14 protein-coding genes and 2 pseudogenes are annotated in these 16,781 nt (G+C 43.3%); 12 read left to right on the top strand and 4 right to left on the bottom strand.

Annotated elements, in window-relative coordinates; all coding sequences use genetic code 11:
- Positions 1 to 92: 92 nt before the first annotated feature.
- The 3 genes from C4S61_RS14800 to C4S61_RS14810 are packed head-to-tail and all read left to right on the top strand — an operon-like array spanning position 93 to position 2,587.
- Positions 93 to 863, top strand: a complete 771-nt coding sequence (locus tag C4S61_RS14800; RefSeq protein ID WP_103925587.1) for a phosphosulfolactate synthase — start codon at positions 93 to 95, stop codon at positions 861 to 863.
- 54 nt (positions 864 to 917) lie between these two features.
- A complete protein-coding gene (locus tag C4S61_RS14805) occupies positions 918 to 1,853 on the top strand; it encodes a DUF368 domain-containing protein (RefSeq protein WP_103925588.1) in 936 nt (311 codons plus the stop codon).
- The gene (locus tag C4S61_RS14810) at positions 1,850 to 2,587 is read left to right on the top strand and encodes a shikimate dehydrogenase family protein (RefSeq protein WP_103925589.1); all 738 of its coding nucleotides are present in this window, start codon (positions 1,850 to 1,852) and stop codon (positions 2,585 to 2,587) included. Before C4S61_RS14805 ends, C4S61_RS14810 begins: the two co-directional genes overlap by 4 nt.
- 1 nt (position 2,588) lies before the next feature.
- Here C4S61_RS14810 and alr read toward each other — a convergent pair.
- Positions 2,589 to 3,763 (bottom strand): annotated as a pseudogene (gene alr, locus C4S61_RS14815) (alanine racemase).
- 94 nt (positions 3,764 to 3,857) lie between these two features.
- Between alr and C4S61_RS14820 the strand changes: the two are divergent.
- Positions 3,858 to 4,460 carry a DNA-3-methyladenine glycosylase I gene (locus tag C4S61_RS14820; protein ID WP_103925590.1) on the top strand — a complete coding sequence of 201 codons (603 nt, stop codon included), beginning with the start codon at positions 3,858 to 3,860 and terminating at the stop codon, positions 4,458 to 4,460.
- Here C4S61_RS14820 and C4S61_RS14825 read toward each other — a convergent pair.
- The 3 genes from C4S61_RS14825 to C4S61_RS14835 all read right to left on the bottom strand — a co-directional run bounded on the left by C4S61_RS14825 (position 4,437) and on the right by C4S61_RS14835 (position 8,527).
- Positions 4,437 to 5,966 carry a sodium:proton antiporter gene (locus C4S61_RS14825; protein WP_103925591.1) on the bottom strand — a complete coding sequence of 510 codons (1,530 nt, stop codon included), beginning with the start codon at positions 5,964 to 5,966 and terminating at the stop codon, positions 4,437 to 4,439. The two genes, C4S61_RS14820 and C4S61_RS14825, sit on opposite strands and share 24 nt — an antisense overlap.
- A gap of 180 nt (positions 5,967 to 6,146) precedes the next feature.
- Positions 6,147 to 7,373: a Glu/Leu/Phe/Val dehydrogenase dimerization domain-containing protein gene (locus tag C4S61_RS14830; protein WP_103925592.1), complete on the bottom strand. Its 1,227-nt coding sequence runs from the start codon at positions 7,371 to 7,373 to the stop codon at positions 6,147 to 6,149.
- Between the two features lie 80 nt (positions 7,374 to 7,453).
- Positions 7,454 to 8,527 (bottom strand): anhydro-N-acetylmuramic acid kinase, encoded by a 1,074-nt coding sequence (locus C4S61_RS14835; protein WP_103925593.1) that lies wholly within the window; start codon positions 8,525 to 8,527, stop codon positions 7,454 to 7,456.
- A 91-nt stretch (positions 8,528 to 8,618) separates the two neighbouring features.
- Between C4S61_RS14835 and C4S61_RS14840 the strand changes: the two genes are divergently transcribed.
- The 8 genes and pseudogenes from C4S61_RS14840 to C4S61_RS14875 all read left to right on the top strand — a co-directional run.
- Positions 8,619 to 9,335 carry a type III pantothenate kinase gene (locus tag C4S61_RS14840; protein ID WP_103925594.1) on the top strand — a complete coding sequence of 239 codons (717 nt, stop codon included), beginning with the start codon at positions 8,619 to 8,621 and terminating at the stop codon, positions 9,333 to 9,335.
- Complete coding sequence (locus tag C4S61_RS14845) at positions 9,325 to 10,608, top strand: hypothetical protein (RefSeq protein WP_103925595.1); 1,284 nt, start codon at positions 9,325 to 9,327, stop codon at positions 10,606 to 10,608. The genes C4S61_RS14840 and C4S61_RS14845 overlap by 11 nt, the downstream gene beginning before the upstream one ends.
- A 94-nt stretch (positions 10,609 to 10,702) precedes the next feature.
- On the top strand, positions 10,703 to 12,007 hold the full coding sequence (locus C4S61_RS14850) for a tetratricopeptide repeat protein (RefSeq protein WP_103925596.1): 1,305 nt from the start codon (positions 10,703 to 10,705) through the stop codon (positions 12,005 to 12,007).
- A gap of 80 nt (positions 12,008 to 12,087) precedes the next feature.
- Positions 12,088 to 12,630, top strand: a complete 543-nt coding sequence (lptC, locus tag C4S61_RS14855; RefSeq protein WP_103925597.1) for an LPS export ABC transporter periplasmic protein LptC — start codon at positions 12,088 to 12,090, stop codon at positions 12,628 to 12,630.
- 87 nt (positions 12,631 to 12,717) lie between these two features.
- The gene (locus C4S61_RS14860; RefSeq protein ID WP_103925598.1) at positions 12,718 to 12,930 is read left to right on the top strand and encodes a hypothetical protein; all 213 of its coding nucleotides are present in this window, start codon (positions 12,718 to 12,720) and stop codon (positions 12,928 to 12,930) included.
- A 2-nt stretch (positions 12,931 to 12,932) separates the two neighbouring features.
- Positions 12,933 to 14,207: a hemolysin family protein gene (locus C4S61_RS14865; RefSeq protein WP_103925599.1), complete on the top strand. Its 1,275-nt coding sequence runs from the start codon at positions 12,933 to 12,935 to the stop codon at positions 14,205 to 14,207.
- A gap of 84 nt (positions 14,208 to 14,291) precedes the next feature.
- Entirely contained in the window at positions 14,292 to 16,400 is a 2,109-nt protein-coding gene (locus tag C4S61_RS14870) for a SurA N-terminal domain-containing protein (protein WP_103925600.1), read from the top strand.
- A gap of 145 nt (positions 16,401 to 16,545) precedes the next feature.
- Positions 16,546 to 16,781, top strand: a pseudogene (locus C4S61_RS14875) (IS5/IS1182 family transposase); the annotation flags it as partial.

The raw sequence follows: 16,781 nt of genomic DNA on the forward strand, positions 1-16,781 counted from the left end.
AATGAAATCAAGCATTAAAAAAAAGTCACACAATGTGAGGATTATCCCGCATGCAAGATTCCTTATGGCCTTTAAAATCAAATTATAATCACATGAATTATGTGCTAAAGAATATTCCTGTACGGACTGATAAGCCACGTTCCAGGGGATTTACTATGGCTATGGACAAAGGTCTTAGCCTTCGGGAAACCGAGGATTTTGCTGACAGCTGCTCTGATTTTGTTGACATTGTTAAATTAGGATGGGCGACCTCCTATGTCACCAAACACTTAAACGAGAAACTGGCTGTTTACAAGGCGGCAGGGATTCCTGTGTATCTGGGGGGTACACTTTTTGAAGCGTTTATTGTCAGAGGGCAATTTGAAGATTATCAGCGCGTACTGGACAAGTACGACCTTGAATTTGCAGAGGTATCGGATGGTTCCATTTCCCTGAATCATGACAAGAAATGTGAATACATTTCCACACTTGCCAAGCAGGTAACGGTACTTTCCGAAGTAGGATCTAAAGATGCCGCCAAAATTATCCCTCCCTACAAGTGGATCGAGCAGATGCAAACAGAGCTTGCGGCAGGTGCCTGGAAAGTAATTGGCGAGGCACGTGAAGGAGGAAATGTCGGCTTGTTCCGTGATTCCGGTGAGGTTCGTCAGGGTTTGGTGGAGGAAATTCTGACTCAAGTTCCTGAAGAAAGAATCATCTGGGAAGCACCTCAGAAATCTCAACAAGTTTGGTTTATCAAACTGTTGGGCGCAAACGTGAACCTTGGAAATATCAGTCCTTCTGAAGTGATTCCTCTTGAAACTATCCGACTTGGACTCAGAGGAGATACGTTCGATCATTTCCTCGGTGAAATCAAACTTTAAAAAATCTATCCCAAAGAGGCTGATCGATTCGTCGTTCAGCCTTTATTTTTGTATATGAACTCAATCAAAAAATACGCGATGACCTATCTCAAAGGTATGGCTATGGGTGCTGCTGATATAGTACCCGGGGTTTCAGGCGGATCAATCGCGTTGATAGCAGGGATTTATCAAGAGCTTCTGAATAGTATCAATTCGTTTACGCTGGAAAACCTTAGGCTTTTGTTACAAGGAGAAGTAAAAAAGTTCTATAGAGCTGTTAATGGCTCATTTTTAGCAAGCCTTCTCCTGGGAATTCTGACGAGCATTTTTGTCCTTTCCAGGATCATTACCTACCTGATGAGTGATCATCCCATTCCCTTGTGGTCTTTTTTTACCGGACTGATATTAGTCAGTGCATTTATTATTCTGAAAGAAATCAAACGCTGGCATTTAGGGGTGGTTTTAGCAGTTGTGATTGGAACAGCCATTGCTTGGTGGGTTACCAATTTGCCACCCACTACTACTCCGGATGCCCTTTGGTTCACTTTTATCTCTGGGGCCATCGCTATTTGTGCAATGATCCTTCCTGGCATAAGCGGAAGTTTTATTCTTCTGATTATGGGGCAATATGAAGGGATTCTTCAAGCAGTCACTGAGCGGAATTTTTTAAAGCTTATCGTTTTTGCGGCAGGTTGTATCGTTGGGATTTTGTCTTTTAGCCGGGTAGTGTCCTGGCTTTTGAGAAAGTATCATTCAGCCACAATTGGCCTTCTTTCGGGTTTTATGCTGGGTTCGGTCAATGAGCTTTGGCCCTGGAAAACCGTCACCGCTTGGCGTACTTCCTCCAGTGGGGAGGAGAAACCATTTTTGACAGAGAACATCCTTCCGGGTAGTTACCTGGAGCAAGTCGGTGAGCCCCCGCAAATTTTGGCTGCTGTTTTGGCTTTTGCTTTTGGAATCGGATTGGTACTTTTCATTGAGTGGCTTGCATCCAAACTATTGAAATCATGAGAAAATTTGGACTCATCGGTTTCCCGCTAACCCATTCTTTTTCCAAGAAATATTTCATGGCAAAGTTTGAAAAGGAATCCATCTGGAACTGCAGTTTTGACCTCTATGAGATCCCTGATATTTCGGATTTTGAAAAAGTACTGGCGGAAAATCCCGGTTTGGAAGGCATGTCCGTGACGATTCCTTATAAGCAGGAGGTGATTCGGTTTTTGAATGAATTGGATCCTGCCTGTGAACTCATCGGGGCAGTCAATTGTATTCAAATCCGAAATGGATACCGCAAAGGTTTCAACACGGATTACATTGGATTTAAAAAGTCACTTCAAAATTGGCTGGGTACCCAGATTCCAAAGGCCTTGGTCTTAGGCACAGGAGGGGCTTCCAAAGCAGTGAAAGTTGCTTTAAGAGATCTTGGAGTTGATTTTTTGGCTGTATCAAGAAGCCCTAGAGAAAACCAAATCACCTATACCGACTTGGTAGACAACCCTGCTTTTCTCCAAAAATTCCCCCTAATCATCAATACGACGCCTTTGGGTACTTTTCCCAATACTGAAGAAATGCCGGATATTCCAGTAGAAATGCTGAATGCCTCGCATTGCGTTTATGATTTGGTCTACAATCCCGCCGAGACCAAGCTGATGAAGGCCTGTCTTGCCAGAGGTGGCAAAGTCAAAAATGGTATGGATATGCTGGTGCTTCAGGCTGAGGCCGCATGGATTATCTGGAATTCTTAAGTTATCTCGATGAACAAAGCGATAAATCGACGATTTTTCTGGGGATTTGAAACGGCAATCTGGTCAGCATTTCATAGTTGACAAGGTCTGACGTCTCTGCAAATGACCCAACGGTAATTTCATTTTTGCCCTGAGTTCCAATTAATATCACCTCATCGCCAGATTTGGCAAGCTTCAAATGGCTGATATCAACCGCGACAGCATTCATATTTACAGTTCCCACTACAGGACAAAAGCTACCTGAAATAAGCACCTTCCCTTGATTACTGAGATTGCGCCCATAACCGTGGGAGTAGCCTACAGGAATGATTGCCAAAGTCATATCCTGACTTGCTTCAAAGCTTTTTCCATAGCCCACAAATTCGCCTGATTTCACCTTTTTGAGACTCATAATTTGTGTTTTCCAGGTCAAAAGACGTTTTAGGGGATTGCGGTTTTCCGGCGGAAGTTGATTTTTGATCAGTTCAAACGTTTCTTGGGTTGGCCAGAAACCATAACCTGCAATGCCAATTCTGACCAGATCCATGTGCGTTTCCGGAAAGAGCAAAGTGGCAGCAGAGCAGGCAGTGTGCAGTCGTTCAAATTCAAGGTCGTTTTCTTTAAAAAACCTGCTAAATCTCTCAAACTGCTCCAATTGACTGAGGATTCGGGTGTGATTTTGGGCACTTTCCGCACCGGCAAAATGAGTGCAAAGTCCTTTTAAATCCAAATGCAATTTGTTGTCCACCAGTAATTTTAGAAGTTTTTCCCGATCCTCCCATTCAAAGCCCGTCCTTCGAAAGCCAGTTTCGATTTCCACATGAATTTGGGCTTTCTTCTTTTGCGATTTTGAGGCTTCGATCGCCTTTTCCAGTCGTTCAAAATCGAAAACAAAAATTGAATACCTAACTGGATCAGATCAGGAATTTCTTCAAGCTGCAGCATTCCCATGATCATAATTTCATTGGGCAGTGTACTGCTTGCAAGTACTTCACGCGCCTCATCTGAACTGAAGGTGCTGAAATGATGAACTCCGACTTGCTCGGCGATAGGTACAAGTTGTGCGATACCGTGACCGTAGGCATTTCCTTTTACCACTGCTGAAATCACCGGTGCGGGGCCAATTCTAGATCGTATAAATTTGATGTTTTGGCTGTAGGCGCTGGCACTGATTTCCAGACTGGAAGTATGATGCATTGAGAATGTTAATGTAAGTTGCAAAATTTAAACCCTTAAGGATTCTTATCCCAATTCTTGATTAGTTTTAAAAGCATAAGTTCACAAAGCCGTTATGTCAGATCTCCTTCAACAATCCCGCTGCCCTTGGTGCCTCGGATTCCCGGAATACATCACCTACCACGATACCGAGTGGGGAGTGCCTGTCTATGATGACCGTGTCCATTTTGAATTTTTAATCCTCGAAAGTGCCCAAGCAGGATTGAGTTGGGCGACCATTTTGAAGAAGCGGGAGGGATATCGCAGGGCTTTTGCAGATTTTGATTATGAGGTAGTAGCAGAATTTCCGGAGAGTTATGTGCAGGAACTGCTGCAGGATCCGGGAATCATCCGGAATGTGTTGAAAATCCGTGCAGCTATCACCAATGCACAGTGTTTTATGGAAGTCCAGCAGGAGTTTGGAAGCTTTTCAAACTACATCTGGGGATTTGTCGGAGGCAAACCCATTCAAAATTCTCTGAGAACAATGGGCGAAGCCCTAGCCACTACTCCGGAATCTGACCGACTGGCCAAAGACCTCAAAAAGCGCGGGTTTAAATTCCTGGGAAGTACCACGATCTATGCCCACATGCAGGCAACTGGCTTAGTCAACGACCACTTGGTCGATTGTCACCGATATGAGGAAGTGAAGAAACTAGCCCGCGAAAGCAATAAATAAAAGCCAAACCAAAAAGAGAATTGGAAGTAAAATCGGGAGGGTGAAGCGAATCAGGTAGCCAAAAAACGAAGGCATTTTCACACCGCTTTGCTCAGCAATTGATTTTACCATGAAGTTGGGACCGTTGCCAATGTAAGTCATCGCTCCAAAGAATACCGAAGCAATGGCAATGGCCAAAAGCTGAAAGGTCGTGTCCGAATCATTCATCGTATTGGCTGCAAATTCCCGTACTTCTGCTATGCTGTTGATATTCGCTCCTTCGGATGCCATGGCAGCTGCAAGGAAATTCAGATAGGTTGGCGCATTGTCCAAAACCGCGGAAAGCACTCCCGTTCCCCAGTAGAGCGTGTTGGGAGTGATTATGGCAGCGCCTTCTGGAGATTTTGCAAAGTTACCCACCAGCTCCAAAGCCGGCATCATCGTGCCGAAGATTCCCACGAAAATAAACGCGACTTCCCGAATCGGCTCGAAATTGAACTCGTTCCCTTTCAAGGCTTTTTGGTCCCCAAATTTGTAAGAGAAGAAAGCTACCGAAAGCATGATAGTCTCTCTCAGATAGGAGAATTTTTGGCCATCATAGACGATGGCAGGAACACCCTCAATCACATTGGGATCGAGGAAAACAGCACAAATAATGATGAATAACCAACCAAAATTTTTGACCCCAATCAGGGATAATTTGTTGGTATAAGTGATTTCTTCGGTGTATTCGTCTTCTGGTAGCCTTCCGAATTTGCGGTCGACAAAATAAAATATAGTAGCCAGTGTAGTGAGTGCAAAAGCCCATGCCGGCCAGTTGTGTTCAATTGTCCAGAAGAATGGGACACCTTTTAGAAATCCCAAAAACAAAGGAGGATCTCCGATGGGAGTCAAGGAACCGCCGACATTGCTGACCATCAGAATGAAGAATACCACGTGATAGGCTTGGATATTTCCTTTGTTGAGTCGGATAAATGGACGGATCAAGAGCATGGAGGCTCCTGTGGTTCCTATCAGATTGGACACCACAGCACCTATTAATAGCAGAGAAACATTAGCCATTGGGGTGGCTTTCTTGTCGATCTCAATCAGAATTCCCCCGGAGGCCACATACAAGGACGTCAAGAGCGCGATAAACTGAATATATTCTGCCAGTGCATGGACAGGACTATGCACGTTGCCCAAGACAAACAAATAATACAAAACCACCATAATCGCGAATCCTACTGCGATTTTGGGGTAATTGTGATGCCAAAAATGCTCATAAAAAAGCGGCCCGGTGGCGATCATCAAAAGCAATATAATAAAAGGAATCACCAGCCAAGCCGGAGCAGAATGACTGTCATGCCCCCCTTCTTCCGCAGGGGCATCCAAAGATGCTACAGCTTGTTGGGTAGAATCTGGATCAGCTTGGGCAATAAATTCCGTCACATTTTCAACGGAAAACGCAAAAACATCCGTGGATTCAATAAGTCCAAAAAATAATATTCCGAAAATTATGGATAGACTTATAAGATGTTTCTTCATTGCGTCAGTTTGATGTGCAGGGTGTTACTTTCCGGCAATTTAAACAAATTTTAATGGGGTGTTTCAGGATTAAGTTGGTTACTAAACTACAGATTTTGAAGTAAACAGTCCAACTTTCAGAAGAACCCGAGCCGGAATTAAGGAAAAATTAATTCCGATCTCGGTTCTTTCAGCCTCCTTTTACACGAGTTGTGTCAAAGCTATTTTAAAGGAAGTTTGGGCCAGTTTAGTTTTTTGGGGATTTTTGGAAAACGTTTTTTCCATTGCTGTTTTGATGGTGTTGGACACATCTGAGAAAATCGCCTTATCGGTCACTTCTGCATCATCACTCATCAGGTAGGCAAAGACCCTGGCCATGCCGCAATTGGCAATGAAATCCGGAATCACGGAGATTTTTTCATCGGCCCAAAGACCTGTCGGCCCAAAGAAAATCTCAGAATCTGCAAAAGGCACATTTGCCCCGCAGGATATTACTTCCAAACCTGCAGCAACCATTCGTGACACCTGATCTTGGGTGACTAAGCGCGAAGCGGCTGCAGGGATGAAGATTTCACTTTTCAAGTCCCATATTTTTGCATTTATTTCTTCGAAAGGAATGAGATTTTCAGCCACCAGTTTGTTAACGTTTCGCTTTACAAATAGCTCCCGTATTTCGTCCAAATCAAATCCTTCCTCTTTGATCAGTCCACCGTCACGATCGATGATTCCCACGATTTTCACGCCCTTTACTGCAAGAAAGCAGGCTGCTGCGGCACCCACGTTTCCCCAACCCTGAATGATTGCACGCTTTCCCCGGATATCGCCTCCCCAAATGGAGTAGAAATGACAGGCTGCCTCCGCCACACCATATCCGGTGATCATATCCGCAACGGTATATTTTTTAGGACCATTTGGGGTGAAGTTCGGGTCTTCCAAAACTTTGGAAACCCCCTGCCTCAATTGTCCGATTTTTCGGATTTTTTGAGGTTCGTTGGCGTGAAAGTGTCCGTTGACGATTCCCTCCTGCGGATGCCAAAGTCCATAGGATTCCGTAATGGGGATGACATCGTGAATTTCGTCGACATTGAGGTCACCTCCGGTTCCGTAGTAATTCTTAAGGAGTGGCATTACAGCTTTGTACCACCGCTCCAAGACTCCTGATTTTCTCGGGTCCGCGGGGTCGAAATTGATCCCGGACTTGGCTCCACCGATCGCAGGCCCTGATACAGTGAATTTTACTTCCATGGTTTTTGCCAGTGATTCCACTTCCCGCTTGTCCAGGCCTTTTCGCATGCGGGTACCGCCGCCAGCGGCCCCCCCTCTCAGGGAGTTGATCACTACCCATCCTTCGGCTTCTGTTTCCGAATCACTCCACTCAAATACGATTTCAGGTTTTTTGTTTTCAAATTTTTCCAGCAGATCCTGCATTGCTTTTTGGGTTTATATTCATGGCCAAAAATAGGAAAAATACCTTGCAGTCCTCAATGCTCTTGGGATGACCGGTCAGCTCAGCCATAAACAGTTCCTCCGCAGTTGTCCCTCATGGCTCCTGTCACAGAGGCAAGGCAATTGTTTTCTCCTCTCAATCGTAAAACTCCCAAAAAGGCAAAAATCATAGCTTCTTTGAATTCAATCAGCTGAGGATTTGCTTCCACTTTGACCCAGTGTTTCTTGAGATAATGATCCAATCGCTCTATAAAGTAAGTGTGGTAAGCACCTCCTCCCGTTAGCAAGACAGAGGGAGTTTTTTTTGTAGAAAAAGAAAGAATCACCGAGCTGATTTGAAAAGCGAAGTGCTCCACTAAGGTACACAACGTATCTGCCGGGTTAAGTCCTGATTTTTTGATTAAGGGAAAGAAGTCCTGCTCCATATCCTCCCTTCCCAATGATTTGGCTGATTTTTTCTCATAGAAAGGCAGTCGGTTCAGCGCTTCAAAAAGTGTCAGGTTCACTTCTCCGGAACGGGCGATTTCTCCACCTGCATCGAAAGCTTTCCCCAGTTTTTGTGCCTCGGCGTTAAGTAAAAGATTGAAGGGGCTGGAGTCAAAAGCGATCCTTGCCCCATTATTCTCCATGGAAATATTCGAAATGCCTCCAAGATTTATACAAAAATCCACATCTGAGAAAAGAAGCCGATCACCAATAGGTACAAGGGGTGCACCCTGTCCTCCCAGCTGCACATCCTGCATCCGAAAATCATTGATAACTTTCAGTCCCGAGGCCTGATGAAGAGCCCAGCCGTTGCCGATTTGGAGACTTAGTCCCCGTGTCGGCTGATGAAATACCGTGTGCCCATGGGAAGCGACTGCAGCTGGGTTTAGCCGGAATTTGTCACAAAACTCCTTCACTTGGAGCCCCATCCACTTTCCAAAATCCACATCCAACTGTGCCAGTTCCAGGCCGGTAAGTTGATGGGATGCAGCGAGATTTTTTCCTAATTCCTCCGGAAAGGCAAACGTCTCAGCCCGCTCGATCCGAAAAGACCAAGTTTCCTGGTGTTCAAAATGTACGTAAGCTAAGTCCAACCCGTCCCCTGAGGTCCCTGACATTAATCCGATCAAATTGTATTTCTGTGAGTTCATGGGTTAAAGATTGTTAAGCAAAGAAGCCAATCAAAGATAAATTTAAGCGGGAAAAAGTCTCCTTTTCAATAATGTCTAATTTGCGGTCGATATGAAAAACCTGGTCATAGACATCGGCAATACCCGAATCAAATCTGCTCTTTTTGAAAAAAATGAATTGATCGGTGACCATAATTTTGAAGAGCTTGAGGCAGCATTGACTTTTTGGGAGGCAATGGAATTTGAGGCGTGCCTGATCAGTTCGGTGAGATTTTCAAAGGAAGATCTATCCGAAAAAATCCCATTTCCTTTTCAATTTCTTGACCACAGCACCAGTTTACCGATCCTGAATGGGTATTTGACTCCCAAAACACTCGGGCTTGACAGGATTGCAGCAGCCATTGGGGCCTGGGAAATGGCTGGAAGAAAGCCCGTTTTAGCCATTGACTTGGGAAGTTGCATTACGGTCGAATTTGTAGATGACCTAGCCATCTATCGGGGTGGTGCTATCAGTCCCGGTCTTCGGATGCGTGCCAAGGCGATGAATGCCTTTACAGCACGGCTGCCAATGGTGGATTTGGACCGAAAACCGGAAAGTCTCACCGGAAATTCAACCATTTCCTGCATGCAGGCAGGAGTTTGGTACGGAGTCGAGTTTGAACTGAGGGGCCAAATAGAGGCCTATCGTCTTAAAATTCCTGAAATTAAGGTATATATCTGCGGGGGAGATTCGCATTCTTTTGAATCATTGGCAAAAGACCACATATTTGTAGTCCCAAATTTAGTCCTCCATGGATTGAATTGTATTCTAAACCACAATGTTGAGTAAAAACGGGTTGAAGTCGCTGGGTGTATTATGCACCCTTTTATTATTTTCAGAAGTGAGTGCCCAAAACAGCGCATCCACTTACAGTGCTTTGGGGATCGGAGAGTTTAATTACTCCGGACTTACCCAAAATCAAGGGATGGGAGGTATGGGCATCAGTTATGGAACGGGATGGCAGGCAAACAATGTCAATCCTGCCATTACTACACGGAATACTATTTTTAATTTTCAGGCTGCCCTGAACTATAAACGACTGAATGTAGACAACGGAACCGAAAACTCACTGGTCGATGGCGGGGGTCTCTCTTATCTGGCGCTCTCATTTCCCATCAAATCCGGAAAGTTTACTTCCGGGATGGGATTGGGTCAAGTCACCAGTGTTAATTATCGTCTGAGAGTGGAGAGTACTGTTGATAATTCAGATTTGAGGGCGAACAGTTTTCTCCGTGGCGATGGAGGAATCTCCGAGGCTTACGTCAATTTTGGTTACTTGCTTGCAAAAAATCTCAGTATAGGTTTTCACGGTTCCTATTTATTTGGTTCGACGATCCGGTCCAATCAATTAATAATCACAGATACAGAAGGAGTGGAGGTAGGAAGTCCGTCTGAGTATTATGAGCGCTTGACCGTGTCTGATGTAGCATATAAATTAGGATTGCATTACATGATCAAGACTTCTGAGAAAAGTAATATCCACATTGGCGCCATTTATCAGAAATTTGGAGATATTAAAGGAACTGGATTTGCAAAACTTGCAGAGATTGGCGAAGCTAGCGATCCTGATTCAGACGGTGACTTGATTGCAAACGATGTGTCCGGCAGTGTTTATATTCCCAACCGGTTCGGTTTTGGTTTGACATTTGAAAGAATGAATAAATATGCGATAGGTGTGGAGGGTCAATTTCAGGATTTTACTACCTATCGAAATTTCTTCGGAGATCCTTTGGATCTTCAGGCGACCAAAAAGCTTGCTTTGGGATTTCAGTTTGTGCCGGATTATATGTCATTTGACAATCTGTTCCAACGGTCTACTTTCCGGGTTGGATTGGAGTGGTTGCAAACCCCATACTACTTAAATCAGACCAATATCAATGACCTCGGATTGAATCTGGGAACATCCGTTTATTTAAATCAGTTGTCTATGATAAACTTAGCGTTGAAAGTTGGACAAAGAGGAACCTTGGAACAAGGATTGATTCGGGAAAACTATGTAAATTTCACGCTTGGTTTTTCACTTAATGACAATAGCTGGTTTTACAAAAGAGTATTCGAATAACATAATTTAAGAAATCAAAATAAATCAAGGCCTAATCCTTGTAATACATCGATCAGGAATCAAACCAAAGAAACCGAATAAAACCTTACTGAATATGAAAACTAAATCAACACTTCTGGTAATGGGGGCCATGTTGCTCTCAGGGTTGGTTCAAGCACAAGATGGCTGGAACTGGCCTGCAGACGCTGCACTGGAAGGTGTGGCTAGAGGACAGAATGCAGCCTATACTGACTACATGAAGTCAGAGCAGTTTGTAGAAGCTACGAAGCCTTTGAACTGGCTTTTAGTAAATACACCTGAGTTGAATGAATCTATCTACATCAATGGCGTGACTGTGTACAAGGGAGCTGCTGACAAGACAGAAGATCCTGCACAGAAGCTTGTGTATCAGGACAGCGTGATGTGGATCTATGAGAAAAGAGGTGAACTCTACAATAATGTCCCAAAATGGATCGAAAATAAAGCGTATTTCGGATATGTTTTCTTCAAATCAGATAAAGCTAGAATTCCAAGTGTGATAGCTGATTTTGAAAAAGCTATTGAATTAAATGGGAAAATAAGTAACCCTCAATTGGTTGCGGCCTACTTTGATCTTGTTTATCGAAACAATGCTTACAACAGCGCCTATACCGGCGAGCAAGTCCTTGCTATTTATGATACGGCAAATGGCTTATTGGACAAGTTGGAGGCTGAAGGAAAAGATGTTGCTTCTGCAAAATCAAATCTTGAATCAATCTTGGTAAACATGGAATTGATCGATTGTGATTTTATCGAAAACACCATGGGGCCAAAGCTTGCGGCTGATCCGACCAATGAGGAATTGGCAAATCAGATCTTCAAATATTCGGTACAGTATAAGTGCTATAACTCTAATTCCTTCATGGCAGCTTTGGAGTTTATTGACTCCAAAAACCCAACTTTCGCCACTTCTCAAGTCAGAGCAATGAAATACATGTCAGCAAGAGAATTCGAAAAGGCTCAACCGGTTTTGGAAAAAGCGTTGACAATGGCTGAGAATGATAAGCAAAGAGGTGAAGTCCACATGGAATTGGCGAAAATCCATACTCAAGCTGGAAGAAAGTCTCAGGCAAGAGCTGACGCGAGAGAGGCAGCTTCACTAAATCCGGAGCTAACCGCATCTGCTTATTCCTTAATTGGCGACCTGTATATGTCTTCCAGCAATGATTGCAGGGGTGGAGAGAGCAGGGCCAAAGATCAGTCAATTTTCATTGCAGCATACGGCGCATACCAAAGAGCCGGTGATTCCAAAGGCATGGGAGAAGCTAAGGCCAGATTTCCATCCAAAGAGGAATTATTCACAGAGGGAATGCAACCTGGTGCTACGATTAGTACAGGATGCTGGATAGGTGAGACTGTGACCCTTGCTACAAGAGATTAATTTTCATATTCTTAATGGAAAGGCAGTCCAAAGGGCTGCCTTTTTTCGTTAGCCTAAGACTAATCCTATATCTTTGAGACGTGAAACTTCGATTTCTTATTTTACTGATCCTCTTCGGGTCATTTAGTGTTTCCTGCCGGGAAAGTATAGATCCTGATGCCCTAAAGGTTTACGATGGGCCAATTAATTCGGCAACCAATATTTTTTTGGTTCAAAGTGACTCCGCTATTGTCCGTTCAGAAATCACTGCGGCCAAGCAATTGGAGTTTTTGGATGGGAATATTGAATTCCCTGAAGGAATAGAGATTAAGTTTTACACAAAGGAGGGCCAATTGGAAACCACCATGCGTGCAGATCGTGGATATTTTATCCAAAGCGAAAACCTGTATCGGGGGGAAGGTGACGTGCAGATCCAAAATTTACTCAAAGATCAAAAGCTCCAAACTGAGGAGATTTTTTGGGATCAACCAAGAAAGAAAATTTACACCGATAAGTTTGTGACCATTCAGGAGAGGCAAACCCTCTTTAATGGAACCGGGATGGAAGCAGATGACAGTTTCTCAGAATATACCTTGAAGCAGGTGCGGGATAGCCGAACACTTTTACCGGGAGAAGGAATATGAAATCGAACGTGACCCAAAGTGACACACAGAGTTATGATTATAGTGCATGCGAAGATTCCATATGACCGTTGAAAAAAATTACATAATATGAAATTACCAGATGTCTTAATTCTTTCTTTGGCTTTGGCATTGAGCATAATTGGCGTACACCAAAGTATGACAGTCGGAATCGGAGGATCCTATTTCATCTTTATGTTTGCAGCGGGATTGTTATTTTGGTTTCAACTTCGCCGTAACAAAGCACTTTCAGAGCAGAAAGAAGAGTCTCCCAAATCGAAACAAAAGAAAAAACAACGCTAAGTATGGATACTACCTATTTGATTTATGTTGTTGTGACGCTTGTTTTTTCAGGGTTCTTTTCAGGAATAGAAATCGCATACATCTCCTCCAATAAACTTCAGATTGAGCTTCAAAGTAAGCAAGGTCTTTTGAGTGGCAGGATTCTCAGCCAATTTGTCCAAAAACCCGGGCAGTTTATCGGTACAACCTTGATTGGGAACACCATTATGCTTGTGCTTTACGGTATCTTTATGGCCTTTTTGTTGGATCAGCCATTGAGAAATGTGCTTCCTGAAAATGAAGCGGTGATCTTGCTGGCTCAGACGGTAATTTCGACCATTGTGGTCTTGATTACAGGTGAATTTCTCCCCAAAAGCTTTTTCATGCTGAATCCCAACAGCATGCTCGCCTTATTTGCAATACCATTCCTGGGGATTTATTACCTCATGTATCCGATCGTGTGGTTGATAGTAGGTCTTTCCAGATTTTTCATCACCAAAGTTCTCCGACTCGAATACAATGAAGAGAAACCTGTTTTTAAAGTTACAGACCTCAACGTCTTCATCAAGGAGCATTTTCGTCAGGCAAATTCGAATCAAAAAAGGATGGAAATTGATTCTAAAATCTTTGACAATGCCATTGAGTTTAAAACAGTGAAAGTGCGAGAATGTATGATTCCTCGAACTGATATCGTTGCAGTGGAAGTGGAAGACACGATTGGGGAATTAAAGAAGGTTTTTGAAGAAAGTGGGCATTCCAAAGTAATTGTTTACCGGGAGACGATCGATGAGGTGATTGGTTATTGTCATCAATTGGAGCTTTTCAAAAAACCAAAAACGATTGAGGAAATTCTTACTCCGATCATTATAGCCCCCGAGTCCGCATTGGCAAATGAACTTCTTATTCAGTTTATTCAGGAGCGAAAAAGCCTGGCTTTAGTAGTGGATGAGTTTGGTGGGACAAGCGGAATCGTTTCGATGGAAGATATTATTGAAGAAATTTTTGGAGAAATCGATGATGAATATGACAACGATAATCTGATCGAGCAACAGATCAGTGAAGGGGAATATTTATTGAGCGCCCGCCACGAAATAGATTATCTGAATGATAAATACGGATGGGATTTGCCCTATGGAGACTTTGAGACCCTATCCGGGCTGATATTATCACTCACGGAGAATCTTCCCAACAAAGGAGAACACGTCACTTTGGGTAAGTATACTTTTACGATAATGAACAAACTGGCCCATAGAATTGAAACTGTCAGGCTGAAAATCAACGATTCAGACCTAAGTTAGGTGAGACTTTGTTCTGAGGTAAATTTTGAATTTCGCCCCTAATGCTATTATTTTGCGACACTTCTAAAAAGCGTAGTATTAAAAATGGCGTTAATTAAACAAATAAGACAGCGGACAGGTCTCGCAATCGGTGTAATCGCCGGCGGGTTGATTTTATTCCTTCTCGGAGGGGATCTCTTGAGTCCAAATTCCAGTCTGCTCAATTCCAGTCAAAATATCGTCGGGGAAATAGCGGGAGAAGAAATCACGCTTGAAGAGTATTCTCTCAAAGTAGAGGAATTCAAAGCCATGTTTCAGCAGCGTTCCGGACGTCCCGCTACCGAGCCTGAAATGGTTTCGGTTAGAGAGCAAGCGTGGCAAGCTATGATTGTGGAGCGAGTATTTGACGAGGAATATCAAAAGCTTGGCCTTACCGTATCAAGTGCTGAACTTGTGGATATGGTTCAAGGTAAAAATATCGTGCCTGAGCTGAGAGCTCAGCTGGTAAATCCGGAGACCGGCCAATTTGATAAAAACCAATTAATCTCTTTTCTCCAAACCTTGGAGACAGCCGATCCCGCACAGCAGGCAGGCTGGGCTCAGCAGGAGCAACTCTTTGCACAATCCAGATTACGGATCAAGTATGATAATTTACTTGCTACTTCTGAATATTTCACAACGGCTGAGGCTAAGCTAGAACATAAAGCAGCCAACACTATCGCAGATGCTTCAATACTGTACATTCCATATTATGTAATTGCAGATGGTGATGTCAAAATCGAAGACAAAGATTTAACTGCCTATCTCAATAAGCATCAGGAAAAATTCAAAATCGGAAATACCGCAAACCTTGAGTATGTTTCTTTTAGTATTTTGCCAAGTGGAGAGGATTCTGCGCGTGTGATTTCCAGCATCAATGAATTGACTGAAGAGTTAAGAAATTCCACTGAGGACTCCGTCTTCGTAAGCCGAAATTCAGAACTTCAAAATCCTTTCATCACTTTCAGACCGGGAGATGAACTTCCTACCAGTCTCACATCAAATGTGTCTGATTTGCAAGTGGGTCAGACCTATGGTCCTTATGTTACTCCCAATTCTTCCTACGTTACATACAAAGTGAGCGAGCAATATGAAGGTACCGCGAGGATGAGAGCTTCTCACATCTTGTTCAGCACTGATGGGATGGATGATGCAGGAAAGGCTGCCGTAAAATCACAAGCAGAAGAAGTTCTAGCCGACATTAAAGCAAATGGAAATTTTGCTGCTGCCGCCAGCCAATATGGACAGGATGGTACCGCGCAAAACGGAGGTGATTTGGGTTGGTTTGCCAAAGAAGACTTTGTGGAGCCATTCGCGGCTGCAACCTATGCGGCTAAGTCTACTGGTCTATTGCCTAATTTGGTTGAAACCGAATACGGATATCATATCATTGAAGTCACAGCACTCCCAAGCTCAACTTACACCAAATTGGCAATTTTGGAATTGGAGTTGGCAGCTTCTGATGCCACCAGGAATGAGGCATTTAGAAATGCAGATTCATTTGCAGCTGAAAGCGGAAACCGGAATGAGTTTACTGAAAATGCCACTGAAAAAGGGTACAGAATCCTACAAGCCAATAATGTAGACGCCACTTCCAGAAACCTCAATAACCTTCAAAATGCACGTGAAGTGATTATTTGGGCTTTTGGGGAGGGTTCACAAGGTGAAGTGTCTGAGGTCTTTGAACTGGACAATTCTTATGTAGTAGCTACGATTGTCAGCAAAAAAGAAGAAGGAAAAGCAAAGCTTGAGGATGTAAGAGAGCAGGTAGAGCAGCTGGTAAGAAATGAAAAGAAGGCAGCTTTGATTGCTGAAAAACTGGCTGGAAAGACTACACTGGAAGAGATGAAAGCCGTTTTTGCAGACGCTTCAATCAATGAAATTCCTGATTTAAGACTGAGCGCTTCGGTCATTCCTGGAGTTGGATTTGCGCCTAAAGCTGTCGGAGCAATCTTTGGGCTACAGGCATCAGGGCAACTTACCAAGCCTGTACAGGAAGATATAGGAGTCTTGGTGGGGAGGTTGAATAATCTGACTCCTTCTTCAGAAATCGGAGATTATACTTCTTATCAGGCTCAATTAAGCCAATCTGGTTCCCAGCGAATGACCTATCAAATCATGATGGCATTACAGGATCTGGCGGAGGTGAAGGATTACAGATACAAATTCTATTAAAAATAATCAGCCAAAAGGAACCCATGTCGAAAGGGAGGCCACTGAAAAAGTCCTTTAATGGTTAATTGTTAGTAAAAAAAGGTGTAAGAAAATTACTTTTCTACACCTTTTTTTGTATCTTTTTGTGTATAAAATACTCAATTTCATGCTGTTACATCAACAAAAGATTAAGTTCAGTGAGTATGGCTCCATTTATGATTTGATAGTGCCAAAGGACAATCTTCTTCGAAAGATTAATGACATCATAGATTTTAGTTTTGTTTACCAAGAGCTGGTTAATAAATACTGTACTAATAACGGACGTATGGCTCAAAGCCCTGTTCGGATGTTTAAGTACCTGTTGCTTAAAACCATCTATACCTTGTCAGATGTCGATGTGGT

The sequence above is a fragment of the Algoriphagus boritolerans DSM 17298 = JCM 18970 genome, from assembly GCF_900108085.1.
Taxonomy (GTDB): domain Bacteria; phylum Bacteroidota; class Bacteroidia; order Cytophagales; family Cyclobacteriaceae; genus Algoriphagus; species Algoriphagus boritolerans.